Below are 12,832 nucleotides of genomic sequence, written 5' to 3'. Positions count from 1 at the left end.
TCTGTTCGTGGAAAACCTGGTCGCCCCCTCCTGCGAGCGGCTCTTTACCGAACGGGGGATACCGGTCCACATGGTCAGTCGGCGGGTGCTCAAGCGCAAAGACGGCGACACCCTGGAGATCGACGTGCTGGTCGTCAATCTCGGCCACGTCGTCATGGTCGAGGTCAAGTCCAGCCTGCGGGTGGACGATGTCAAGGAGTTGCTGGAGGACCTGCGCCGCTTTCGCCACTTCTTTCCGGAATATGCCGACCATCAATTGCACGGTGCCGTCGCGGGTATGCGCATCGAAGAAGGCGCCGATCGCTTTGCCTACCGACAAGGGCTCTTCGTGCTGGCCCAGACCGGGGACAGCATGCGCATTCTCAACGATGCCGCGTTTGAGCCCAAGTCCTGGTGACGCAGTTCAAGGCTTCAGCCTTGGAGTCGCGCAAGGGCGAGCCCCTGGTTCACAATTCCCCGTCCAAGGTGCAGAATTCAAACTACCGGGCGCAGTCCGCGCACCCGACCACCGTAAGGAGTCAGACTTGTGGACGACCTAATCGCAGACTACCCCGTCATCGGCAAGCGCTCGCCCGAGGAGCAGGCCCAGATATTGCGCGATCTGGGGGACGACGAGACAGCGGACGCCCTGATGGCCTCCCGCCCGGCCACCGAAACCAAGTCCATCTTCGGCGGCGGCTCGGGCCTGCCCTGGAGCTCCAAGCCTTGGGGGCACACCAGCCATTCCTTCGGCTTCCTGCCTCAGGCGGGTGCCGCTGATCCACCGCTGCTGCCCCTCTACCACGCCGGCCAGATCAAGCCCGACCTCAGCCTGCGCGGCGCCGGCGTCACGATCCGCCTGGATAGTCTGCGGCTGGCGGACTACCCGGGCAGCGGGGTCCACCGTGTCCTGTTCGACTTCTCTGCCGTCAACACCATCGGTCCGAGCCAAGCGGAGCACCTGCATTACAACGCCACCTTCCGCGCCCGGGAGGGTGAGGAAGCGGCCGTCGTGGGGCTGCCCATCTTCGTGGACCTCAACGTTGGCGACCTGGGCCTGGCCTTCAAGTGCGCCACGGTCAATGTCGCCAATGAGGGCAGCCAGCGGGCACTGGACATGCTGGACTCGGACCTCGTCAAGTCCGGACTCCAACTCGCCAAGACCGCCCAGCCGGCCATCGGCCCCCTGTCTCAGATCGCCATCGGTCTCACCAAGGCGATCCTCGGCGTGAACAAGAACGTCCCGGTGCAGGAATTCACCCTGGGGCTGGACTTCGACCCCGTCGCCACCGGGGCGCGGCTGCGTGAGGGTGCCTATTTCGCGGTGCAGGTGCCGAGCCTGGCGGGCTGGGATTGGTCGCAATGGTTCTGGCACCCCTCCCGTGGCTGCCTGATCTCCAAGGCCGACCCCAACACGCTCTGTCCCTGGAACTACATCATCTTCCGCGTCAGCCGCAACCCCGCCAGATAGATGCCGCCGGCCAACCCCAAGCGCCGCGCCTGCCTCATCGGCGTTCCGCGTTATGACCAGAAGGTCATCGCCGACCTGCCGGTCGTGACGCGGGACATCTCCCGCCTCCAGAGCGTTCTGGAGGCGTCCGACTACCGGGTGAAGTCCCATTGCCCGGCAAAGGGCGAGCCCGACATCTCTCTAAGCCGCCTGCGCAGCCTCATCCGCGAAGCCTGCCGCGACGCGGAGGACGGGGAGACCCTCATCCTGTATTTCTCCGGGCACGGCGGACACTTCCAGGGAAAGGACTGTCTGGTCCCCTGCGACGCGGACCTGCGCGACCCGCAGACCCTCGGTGAGTACCTTCTGCCGGTGGATGTCATCGCCCAGGCCGCTCAGAACTGCCGGGCCGAGACCGTCCTGTTTCTCGTCGATGCCTGCCGCGAAGGCATCAAGCTCGCTGCCAAGGCCATCGGGCTCGTCCCCTGGAACGAGGAAGACCGCCGGCTCTCCGGCGGCCGCACCCTGGTCACGGTCCTCGCCTGCGCCAGGGGCGAGGTCGCCCAGTTCCAGGGAGACGAGGACACCGGCTATTCGCTCTTTACCGAGGCACTCTGCACCGTGCTGGCCGCCAGCCACCCCGCCACCCGGCTCGGGGACGTTTTGGAGGCGGTGAATGAAGAACTGGGGCGCCTGGTCCACAAGCTCGGCAAATCGCCCCAGACCATCTGGGTCCTGGGCGAGACCCCCGCCGACCGGCGCGCCCTCACCCAGACGATCTGCGCCGCCGCGGCCGGTCCGCAGGCCGCGGGACCCGACCCCTGGAGCGACGCGGTACGCAACTCCCGGCTGTGGCCGGACCATTCTTACACCGGCGCATTCAAAGACGCGGCGATCCGTCTGGCCCAGGTTTGCTGGCTTCAGCGCCAGACGGTCCGCCCGTGCCTGCCGGATGACCCTTGGGTGGACGATCGCCTCCCGGTGCGCCTGATGAGCCAGTTGCGCGCCCTGACGAGTCAGATGGCGGCCGATCCACCCTTGAGCCCCGCCGAGGCCGCCCTGCTCCTGCTGGCACCCCTGGTGCGTGAGGCTGCGCTCGACCGCGCCCGCCGGCAGATGGCGGACCATGCCCCGCTCTCACTCAAGGACACCGGCAGCGGCGAGGGCTTGCGCGCCGCCCTGGAAAAGGTCCACCGCGCCCAGCCCCGAATGGTGCGCAAGGCCGAGCGGCTGCGCGAAACCGGCAACGCATCCGCCGGCGACCAGGTGGCCCTCTGGCTCATGCACCGTGCACTGCTGCGAGAGCCGACCGTCTGGTCCCCGCCGGAACGCCACGGGGGCCTGTTCGACGGCCCGGTCCAAGGCGCCCTGGCCGATCTCGGCCAGACCGCCGCCCCCGTCGGCAAGGCACTGACGCCTGAGCGGCTTCTGGAACTGGCCCGCTGTTGCTACGGAGACCCGGAACGGATCAGCCGCCGCGACCGTCCCGGGGCGCTCGAGGACCGGGTGCATTGCCCAGACGGGCTCGGCGAACACCTGCTGATCCGTGAGCGACTCCTGGGCTACCTGCTTGCGGTCGCCGGGGCCATGGCCCTGGACCCGCGACTCCTGTCGGAGGTCCTGGTGGAGCACGTCGGGTTGCCGCAGACCCCGGGGCTCACAACACTCTGTGCCGAGATCGCCGCCGCGGACTGGGAGCCCGAGTCCGCCGGACGCCGCCTCAGGGCCGCGTGCAGCCACCCGGCCGCCGACTATGCCCTACGCGAGCAGGCGGAACACGCCAACGGGGTCATCGCCGCCGCCCTGCGCGCCGCCGACCATGTCGACTGCGCCGCGCTCGCTCAACTCCCGGCGCGTCTCACCGCGGACGGTGTAACTCCTGCCTCCGATGGCGCCGGCCCCGCGTACCGGCTCCCTCATCTGCGCTTCCGGCTCGCCCAAGAGCAGGTCCTGGAACTTCTGATGGGCGAGCAGCTTTACGGCGATCCGGCGCTCGCCATCCGTGAGCTGTACCAGAACGCATTGGACGCCTGCCGCTATGCGCAGGCCCGGCTGACCTATCTCAAACGCGCCGGTCGAACCGATGCACTGGACCACTGGAGCGGCGCCATCCGCTTCCGCCAGGGGACGGACGACCAGGGCCGGCCCTATATCGAGTGCGAGGACAACGGCATCGGCATGGGCGTGCGGGAACTCACCGAGACCTTCACCCAGGCCGGCCGCCGCTTCGCCGACACCCCGGAGTTCATTGAGGAGCAGACCGAGTGGCTCGCCCAGGACGTGCGGCTCTATCCCAACAGCCAGTTCGGCATCGGGGTGCTGAGCTATTTCATGCTGGCGGACGACTTCGAGGTTGAGACCTGTCGGATGGATCGGGAGGGCAGGGCCGGTGAGTCGCTGCACGCCGCTATTTCCGGGAGCGGGAACCTGGTCCGGTTGCGGCCGGGACGGCATCAACGCCAGGGTACGCGGGTACGGTTGTGGCTGAACCGGACCGAGGTCGAGGGCAAGCGGGTGTCGGTGGTCGATACCCTGGAGGAATTGCTCTGGGTTGCAGAATTCGCCACCGAGGTCTGCGATGGCGTCCGGACACTGACCTGGACGGCGGGCCGGCTGGGCCACGACGGCAATGAGCGGATTCGGGCGGCGACCTGTGCTACCGGCAATCCGGATTTCTGGTGGCGTGCCCCCGTCGGCAGCGGATGGCCCCCCAAACAGGAACGGGATGACGAAGATAAGAACTCCGGATTCATCCTGTCCGACGGACTGTTGACAGAGTCCGGCAAGCCGGCGAGGTACTGCATTGCCAATCTCCGCGGTGCACGGCGACCCAAGTTGACCGTCGATCGCAAACGAGCCCTCGACTGGGATCGAGACTGGCTGGCGCGCACGAAGGTCGAACAAGCGACCGCCCTCCTGGACTGGGACGCGCTCTGCCTATCCCTGGTGGACACCCTGGCCTGGAATGAACACGATGCGGCGGAGCGTCTCTGGACCGCACTGGTTGAACGCGGCTCGGCCATCCCGGTCGAGAGCGCGGCCTGGCCGATCCTGGATGAAGCTTGGTCAAGAGGTTCCCGGCCGAATGTGGCATGGAAGCGACGTCCTTCATTCGATCGGGCGATACCCCTAAGTCCATCCGCTGGGTTCCACCCAAATGATTTGGAGTTTATCGCACGCGTGCTCCTTGCGGACTATGAGTCCGACGTTCCAGGTTCCGGTCAGTTATTGGCTTGCGCATACTCGACCTATCCCTATCCCTGGGTCCTGCCCAGACTCAGGGCGCTGGCCGAGGCCAATCCCGATCTCGGCCTGTCTGGAGACCCCGAACGTCTGTTCGCGACTATCCCGGCGCTCGTGCCGACGCCCGGCGATTGGCCAATCCTGGCCAAAGATAGCGGCTACAGGTGGCCACTGTTCTCACGGGAAATCTCGGCAGCGAAGACTCTGGTAGCGGCCGTGAGGCTTGGCGAGACCGGCAGCGTGGTCCTCACTCGCCTGCGTGCTCTCGGATTCAGCGTGCCTGATGAGGAACCGGATTGGGCGCGCATCGGACCCCTGACCGAAGCCGATCGAATCTTGCTGTCGCGGAACTTGGACGGCAGTGTCCCCTGGCTGGAACCTGAGGTGCCTATGGGCCATGTCGTGGGGGCCGCCGTGAAGCTGGACGCATCCTTGGCGCAGGTCGCGGGCCGGCTGCGCGCACTCGGATTTGTCCTCCCGAGCGACAGCCCGAACTGGGAGTCCATCAGCCCCTCGGCCGAAGCCGACCTGACCCTGCTGTCGCAGAACTTGGATGGCAAGGCCCTCTGGCTGGAACCTGAGGTGCCGCTGGGCCAGGTCCTGTTGGCCGCTACGCGGCTGGGCGCATCCCCGGCGCAGATCGCCGCCCGGCTGCGCACACTGGGATTTAGCCTCCCGAACGATAGCCCGAACTGGGAGTCCATCGGCCCCCTCACCGAAGCCGATCGGACCTTGCTGTCGTGGCACTTGGACGGCACGTCCCCCTGGCTGGAACCTGAGGTGCCGCTGGGCCATGTCCTGAGGGCCGCCGTGAAGCTGCGCGCATCCCCGGCGCAGATCGCCGCCCGGCTGCACGCACTGGGGCTAACCCTCCTCCCGAACGATAGCCCGGACTGGGAGGCCAACGGTCCCCTGACCGAAGCCGACTGGACCTTGCTGTCGTGGCGCTTGGACGGCTCGGTTCCCTGGCTGGAACGGACGAAGGTGCCGCTGAACCATGTCGTGGGGGCCGCCGCGCGGTTGGGCACATCCCCGGCGCAGATCGCGGCCCGGCTGGGCGCACTGGGATTTGCCCTTCCGAACGATCGCCCGAACTGGGAGTCCATCGGCCCCCTGACCGAAGCCGATTGGACCTTGCTGTCGGAGAACTTGGACGGCAAGGCTCCCTGGCTGGGGCTGGGACCGACGGTGCCGCTGGGCCATGTCGTGGGGGCTGCCGCGCGGCAGGGCACATCCCCGGCGCAGATTGCTGCCCGGCTCCACGCGCTGGGGCTAGCCCTCCTCCCGAACGATAGCCTGGACTGGGAGGCCATCGGCCCCTTGACCGAAGCCGACCGGACCTTGCTGTCGCAGAACTTGGACGGCAAGCCTCCCTGGCTGAGACCTGAGGTGCCGCTGAGCCAAGTCTTCGCGGCCGCTGTGAAACTGGGCGCATCCCCGGCGCAGATCGCTGCCCGGCTGCACGCGCTGGGGCTAGCCCTACTCCCGAACGACAGCCCGGACTGGGAGGCCATCGGCCCCCCGACCGAAGCCGACCGAACCTTGCTGTCGCAGGACTGGGACGACAAGTTCTTCTGGCTGGACGGCAAGCTCGTCTTCAGGCTGGAGGGCGAGGCGCCCCTAGGCTACATCCTGTGGGCCGCGGCCAAACTCAACCAGGACCCGGAGTCCATCATCGCCCGCCTGCTCCAACTCGGCTTCGTCATCCAGAAACCGCACTGGCCCGACGAACTCACGATCATCGTTCAGATCTGGCACGACTGCACCCGGGAGGAGGCCCACCGGCGCCTGCGCGAGGCTGGCTGGACGCCCCCGGCGGACGGGCTGCCCGCGGCGTCCTGACCGCAGCCCCTGCTTCGGCTGGTGTCCCCGGTTGCCGCCCCTGCCGCGACTATCCTGGAGAAATGCGCCGCCTTCCAGATGGTCGATCTGCACCTATTCACCCACCCCTGCAGTCCAAGGCTTCAGCCTTGGAGTTGGAATCCAAGGCTGAAGCCTTGGACTCCAGGCGAGTCGGTGCGGCGGTGCTAGCCCCCGCGCGGGACCACGACCAGGCGCGTGCGGGAGCGCCGGTCATGCCAGGCCAGATGCTCGCGGTCGAACAGGCACCACCAGAGCCCGAGTCCGACGGGCGCCAGGCTCAGCGCCGCCCAGGCGAGGCGGCGCAGCGCATCGCGGGCACTCAAGCGCCCGCCGTCGTCGCGCAGCACGCGCAGGCGCCAGGCGCTCATCCCCAGGGTCTGGCCGCCGTGGGTCCAGAAATAGACGTAGAAGCCGACGATCACGGCGAGCAGATAGGCCTGGAACAGGGTCCGGTACAGCCACTCCCCCTGGGGGTAGGGGCGGGCGGCGAGCAGGTCGTAGGGGATGATGAGGAGGGCGGTGGCGAGCAGGAGCAGGGCGAACAGCAGAATGCTGTCATAGAGCAGGGCACCCAAGCGCCGCGGTAAGCGGGGGACCTGGGGTGTGGCTTCAGGGGACGGCACGGGAGCCTTGGGCGGTGGGAGGGGCGGTGGGGTCGGTGCGTCGATCGACACCTTCACAGCGACCGACACTTTGACCTCGGTTGGGCTGACGGCTGCGGTCGTCTGCGGGTTCACTTGCGTTGGCAAGGCCATTCCGGGCTCCTCTTGAACGATGGGGTCTGACAGTCGGTTAGTGCCGGCTGCCCTGGGGTGGCTCAATGGTCAGACCGGATTGTCCCCGTCCGCGCGGCTTGGCGCCAGGGCGGGGTCGGCGTACCCTGCGGGTTTGGCGCGCGCATCAAGGCCGGTGGGAGCCCCCTCAGTTCGGGTGGCCGCGAGGCCTGCGCCGCACTGGGGTGCGGCGCTCCCGGTGGTGCGGGTGCGTGCCGCGACCAGGGTGCGGCGCCCTCCGGTGAGTGTCTGATTTGTACCATATCCCCGTAAAACCGATTATTTTTCGCCTGCTGCGGCGGGTCCCCATGCCGCTCATTGCGATGGTGATCGGGCTCGCGGCGGGGCTCGCCGTATGGGTGGTGCTGGATCAGATCCAGTCGCGGCAGGTCAATCGGATCTTCGATCAGGAACTCAGGGACCAACTCGACCTCCAGGCGCGCGAGAGTCTGATCCGTTTCGACCGCTACCTGGCGAGCTACGGGATGACCACTCGGCTCCTCGCCAACCACCGGCGCCTGGCCGAGTATCTGGAGCCCCTGTTCTGGTCCAAGGAGGGGGCCGCGGCGCCCCTGGTCTATCAGGAGTTCCGGCCCTATTGGCTGCCGGATTTCTTCGCGCGCGATGCCCTGCGCCCGCCCAGTCAGGTGCTGCTGACCGATCCGCAGGGGCGGGTCCGGGAACTCTACCAGGCCGGCACCCGGTCGCTGCCGGCGGAACTCGCCACCCGGGTGCCGGCCCAGTTCCTGGACCCCGCGTCGGTGCGGACCGTGCCGGTCAAGCTGGGGGCGGGTCTGTACCTGCTGGCCAGCGACGCGGTGGAGGATTCGGCCGGTTATCCCATGGGCTTTCTGGTTGTCCTGGTGCCCATCGACGAGGCCTTCCTGGCCGCCTCCCAGCGCGGCATGGACCCGAGCCGGGCGGCGGTCGCCCTGGTGGAGGGTGACGACCAGCGCATCCTGGCGAGCGCGGACTCGGCCAACCTGGTCCCCGGGAGCACCCCGAACCAGTGGGGCGACCGCTATCTGATGACCTCCCAGTCCCTGCCCCAATACGAGGGGGCGGACGACAATCTGCTGTTTGCGACCTTCGTCACCCAGGGCAATGTGGAGCGGATGTCGCGGCATGTGCGCATCTTCGAGCACCGCCAGCGCCTGTTCGCGGCCGTGGTCTTCATCCTGGTCTTCACCTGGGTCATCTATCTGGTCTCGGCGCGGCTCAACCGGGTCTTGAAGCGCATGACGCGCTTTTCCCAGCGCGCCCTGGGCATCCCGGAGCCGGGTTTCCATCGCGAGGGCAATCAGTTGCTGCTCCTGGAGGAGTGGATCGCCCACTTCACCCAACTGGTGCTCAAGGCGCGCGAGGAGATGAACCGCCGCCACCAGGCGGAGATGCGTGAGAGCGAGGCGCTGAAGGCGGCCGTGATGGAGGCGGCGCTCGACTCCATCGTCACCCTCGACCACCATGGCCGCATCATCGAGGTGAACCCGGCCGCGGGGCGGATCTTCGGCATCGCGCGGCAGGAGGTCATCGGCGCCGCCTTCGGTGAGCGTCTGCTGCCCGAGGTGGCGCGCACCGCCTTCCGGCGCCTGCTCGACCGCTCCCGCCATGACGGGCTGGAGCCCGCGGGTCGCGGTGAACTGGTCGCGCTGCGCGGCGACGGTTCCGAGTTCCCGGTGGAGATCTCCATCGTCCCCATCGATCTGGAGTCCGAGCGCTTCTATACCCTCTATATCCATGACATCACGCAGCGCAAACAGGCCGAGCGGGAGATCAAGAGCCTGGCACGCCTGGCGAGCGAAAGCCCCAGCCCGATCCTGCGGGTCAGCGCCGCCGGTCAGATCGCCTATGCCAACAACGCGAGCCGCCCCCTGCTGCTCGCCTGGGGCACCGAGCAGGGTGGGGCCCTGCCGACGGAGTGGGTGGCCGAGGTGGCCGAGGCGCTCGGCCAGGGCGAGCCGCGCGAGCGCGAGACGACCCTGGGGTCCCAGGTCTACGCCCTGCTCTTCGCCCCCTTCCGGGACCTGGGCTATGTCAATATCTATGCGCGCGACATCACCGCGGTGCGCCGCGCCGAGCAGGCGTCGCGCCAGCACCAGGCGGAGCTGGTGCATGTGAGTCGCCTGAGCACCATGGGCGAGGTGGCGACCGGCATGGCCCACGAGTTGAACCAGCCGCTCTCGGCCATCGTCAATTATGCCAACGGCTGCACCAGGCGCATCCAGGGCGGCCAGGGAACGCCCGATGATTTGCTGGGTGCCCTGTCCCAGATCGCGAGCCAGGCCAAGCGCGCCAGTGAGATCATCCGTCGCCTGCGCGCCCTGGTCGGCAAGCAGCCGCCGAGCCGGGCCGACGTGGATCTGAATCACCTGGTGCGCGAGGTCTGCTCCTTCGTCGAGTTCGAGACCGGCAAGCTCAGCATCCAGATCGAATTGGACCTGGCCGCCGAGCCCATCCCGGTGCACGTGGACCTGGTGCAGATCGAGCAGGTGCTGCTCAATCTGGTGCGCAACGCCCTGGATGCGCTGGAGGAGTCCCCGGAAACCGAACGCCGGCTCCTCATCCATACCGGGGTCCAGGGGGCCGAGGCCGTGGTCGCCGTGCGCGACAGCGGTCCGGGGGTGGAGCCGGAGCGCCTCAAGCGCCTGTTCGACCCCTTCTTCACCACCAAGGAGGGGGGCATGGGGATGGGGCTGCCGATCAGTCAGACCATCCTGGAGAATCACGACGGGCGCATCTGGGCCGAGTCTGAACCCGGCCAGGGCACCATCTTCCACGTCACGCTGCCGCTCGCGCAGTCCGCCGCCGACGCCGACGCCGACCCCGCGCCGCCGGCCCACACCGCCTCAGGAATCAGCCGATGACCACCGCCTCCACCGTCTTTGTCGTCGATGACGATCAGGCCATGCGTACCTCCCTGCAATGGCTGATCGAATCCACCGGCATGAGGGTCCTCACCTTCGAATCCGCCGACGCCTTTCTGGCCGGCTACTACCCGGGACGCGCCGGTTGTCTGTTGGTGGACGTGCGCATGCCCGGCATGAGCGGGTTGGAACTCCAGGCCTACCTGACCCGCGAGGGCTATCGCCTTCCCGTCATCATCATCACCGGCCACGGGGACGTGGCGATGGCGGTGAAGGCGATGAAGGCCGGCGCCATGGATTTCATCGAGAAGCCCTTCCACGACGAAGACCTGCTGCGCAGCATCCGCCGCGCCCTGGAATACGACCAGCGCCAACGCGTCGGCCAGGCCGCCCGCGAGGACCTCCAGGCGCGCCTGGCGGACCTGACCCCGCGCGAGCACGAGGTCATGGGCATGGTCACGGACGGCAAGTCCAATCGGGAGATCGCCGCCGCGCTCGGGGTGACGCCCAAGACCGTGGAGGCGCACCGGGCGCGGGTGATGGAGAAGATGCGGGCCGAGTCCCTGGCGGAGCTGGTGCGGATGGCGCTGATCGCGGGGCGGGAGGAGGGGGTATGAGCGACGGCCGTGGTGTGATAGGTCGGTCGGAAGATTAGGGAAGCCTGTTGGCACCGTTGTCGTTGTCGTTGTCGTTGTCGTAATCGACGTTATCGTAGCCCCTCGGATTCTCCCGCACCTCGTGGCTCCGCCGTTCGAGCCTGGTAAGCGTTGCAACGATCCGGATCGACATCCCTGATCGCATCTCGGTAGATATCAAGTTGGTCATGACCAAATTGCAGCGCTTCTCCGATTACGACAACGACAACGACAACGACAGCGATTGTGTTCGGGTCTAGCTCGTTCTTGACTCGTGAGGAATGCCGATCAGTCAATCCGGACCCAGATGAGTAATGTGATATGCCCGTGCCCCCGACCGACCGCCGCCAGGTACTCGCCTGGTCCTTCTATGACTGGGCCAACTCGGCCTTTGCCACCGTGGTCATCGCCGGGTTCTTCCCGGTCTTCTTCAAACAGTTCTGGGCCGCGGACCTGGCCGTCACCGACAGTACCCGCTGGCTTGGGTATACCAGCAGCACCGCCAGCCTGATCCTGGTCTGCATGGCGCCGCTCCTGGGTGCGCTGGCCGATCAACTGGGGGCCAAGAAGCGCTTCCTGCTCACCTTCACCACGCTCGGTGTGCTCGGTACCGGCGGGCTCTTCTGGCTCGCCGCCGGGCACTGGGTTGCGGCCCTGGCGCTCTATCTCTTCGGCCTGGTCGGCTTTCTCGCAAGCAATGTCTTCTATGACTCACTGATCACGGACGTGGCCGACCCCGGGGACTATGAGCGCATCTCCTCCCTCGGCTATGCCCTGGGCTACCTGGGGGGCGGGCTGCTGTTCGCGCTCAATGTCGTCATGGTTCAGTTCCCCGCGTCCTTCGGCTTCGCCGACGCGGGGGCCGCGGTGCAGGCCGCCTTCCTGGGGGTCGCGCTCTGGTGGGCGCTCTTCACCCTGCCGCTCGCCTTCCTGGTCAAGGAGCCGCCGGGTCTGGGGGAACAGAGCTTCGGCGGGGCCGTCCGCGGCGCCTTCAGCGCATTGGCCCAGACCTTCCGGCAGGTCCGCTCACTGCGCAATACCTTCCTGTTCCTCATCGCCTACTGGTTCTATATCGACGGCGTGGACACCATCGTCTTCATGGCCGTGGATTTCGGGCTCTCGCTGAAGTTTCCGGCCGCAAGCCTGATGGTGGCACTCCTGATCACCCAGTTCGTCGGCTTCCCGGCCGCGCTCATCTTCGGGCGCCTGGGCAGCCGCTGGGGACCCAAGCCCAGCATCCTGGTCGCCATTGGCGTCTATATGCTGGTGGTGGCCGCCGCCTCGCAGATGCAGCAGGTGTCGCACTTCTATGCGCTGGCGGTCGCCATCGGGTTGGTCCAGGGCGGCGTCCAGGCCCTCTCCCGCGCCCTCTTCGCCGGCCTGATCCCGGCCGGTCAGACCGCCGAGCTGTTTGGCTTCTACAACATGGTCGGCAAGTTCGGCGCCGTCCTCGGCCCCTTCCTGGTCGGCACCACGGCCTATCTCACCGGCGATCCGCGACTGTCACTGCTGCCGATCCTGCTATTGTTCCTGATCGGGGCGGTGCTGCTGACGCGGGTGGACGTGGCGGCGGGGCGGGCGGCGGCGGGGGCGGCTGGCTGACGAACCTTTTTGCCTCTTAGGCCTTGGTGATCGGGCTAATGGCAGCAGCAAGACAGGTGACAACAGAAGTGAAAAGTTTGATAATGTCAAGCATAGACACTACAGATGGTGTCAAATGAGCGGCCGGGACCGGTTTACAGCCGTCATGCGCATCACAGCAATTCCCGCCGAAAAAAAATAATATTAAAAACCAGTAACTTATTTTTTCCCCGAAGGCGTAGCACGAGCATTTTGACCTCTGCTATGATAGAAAATTCAGCAACTGGCAATGCTTCTATTGCGTTTCATGCCATGAGAATGAATGACGATGGCACCTAAACTTCCGCAGTCCCTATCGACCCCATCGTTATTGTCGCAGGTACGTGAAACGTTCCAGGCGATTCCCGATCATCGACAAGCGGTGAAGATCCGCATCACGTTACC

8 protein-coding genes are annotated in these 12,832 nt (G+C 66.8%); 6 read left to right on the top strand and 2 right to left on the bottom strand.

Features of this window, described 5'->3' with window-relative positions:
• The 3 genes from QZY48_RS17340 to QZY48_RS17330 all read left to right on the top strand — a co-directional run.
• The coding region (locus QZY48_RS17340) for a DUF3782 domain-containing protein (RefSeq protein ID WP_295433290.1) at positions 1 to 397 on the top strand (397 nt) is incomplete at its 5' end.
• Positions 398 to 526: 129 nt separating this feature from the next.
• Positions 527 to 1,450 (top strand): hypothetical protein, encoded by a 924-nt coding sequence (locus QZY48_RS17335; RefSeq protein WP_295433287.1) that lies wholly within the window; start codon positions 527 to 529, stop codon positions 1,448 to 1,450.
• Positions 1,451 to 6,514 (top strand): caspase family protein, encoded by a 5,064-nt coding sequence (locus QZY48_RS17330; RefSeq protein WP_295433285.1) that lies wholly within the window; start codon positions 1,451 to 1,453, stop codon positions 6,512 to 6,514.
• Positions 6,515 to 6,699: 185 nt separating this feature from the next.
• Here the strand turns inward: QZY48_RS17330 and QZY48_RS17325 are convergent, their stop codons facing one another.
• Positions 6,700 to 7,227, bottom strand: coding sequence for an RDD family protein (locus QZY48_RS17325; RefSeq protein ID WP_366929721.1), 528 nt, complete (start codon positions 7,225 to 7,227; stop codon positions 6,700 to 6,702).
• A 389-nt stretch (positions 7,228 to 7,616) separates the two neighbouring features.
• On the opposite strand from QZY48_RS17325, the gene QZY48_RS17320 reads away from it, so the two are divergent.
• Together QZY48_RS17320 and QZY48_RS17315 are read left to right on the top strand one after the other, a co-directional pair.
• Positions 7,617 to 10,172 (top strand): ATP-binding protein, encoded by a 2,556-nt coding sequence (locus tag QZY48_RS17320; RefSeq protein ID WP_295433283.1) that lies wholly within the window; start codon positions 7,617 to 7,619, stop codon positions 10,170 to 10,172.
• Entirely contained in the window at positions 10,169 to 10,789 is a 621-nt protein-coding gene (locus tag QZY48_RS17315) for a response regulator transcription factor (RefSeq protein WP_295433280.1), read from the top strand. Before QZY48_RS17320 ends, QZY48_RS17315 begins: the two co-directional genes overlap by 4 nt.
• 34 nt (positions 10,790 to 10,823) lie before the next feature.
• On the opposite strand, the gene QZY48_RS17310 is transcribed toward QZY48_RS17315, so the two are convergent.
• Entirely contained in the window at positions 10,824 to 10,961 is a 138-nt protein-coding gene (locus tag QZY48_RS17310; protein ID WP_295433276.1) for a hypothetical protein, read from the bottom strand.
• Positions 10,962 to 11,128: 167 nt separating this feature from the next.
• On the opposite strand from QZY48_RS17310, the gene QZY48_RS17305 reads away from it, so the two are divergent.
• Positions 11,129 to 12,409: an MFS transporter gene (locus tag QZY48_RS17305; protein ID WP_295433273.1), complete on the top strand. Its 1,281-nt coding sequence runs from the start codon at positions 11,129 to 11,131 to the stop codon at positions 12,407 to 12,409.
• Positions 12,410 to 12,832 lie beyond the last annotated feature (423 nt).

The sequence above is a fragment of the uncultured Thiodictyon sp. genome (genome assembly GCF_903828115.1).
GTDB lineage: Bacteria > Pseudomonadota > Gammaproteobacteria > Chromatiales > Chromatiaceae > Thiodictyon.
The sequence above is the reverse complement of the archived record's forward strand: the minus strand, read 5'-3'. Positions and strand labels throughout refer to the sequence as shown.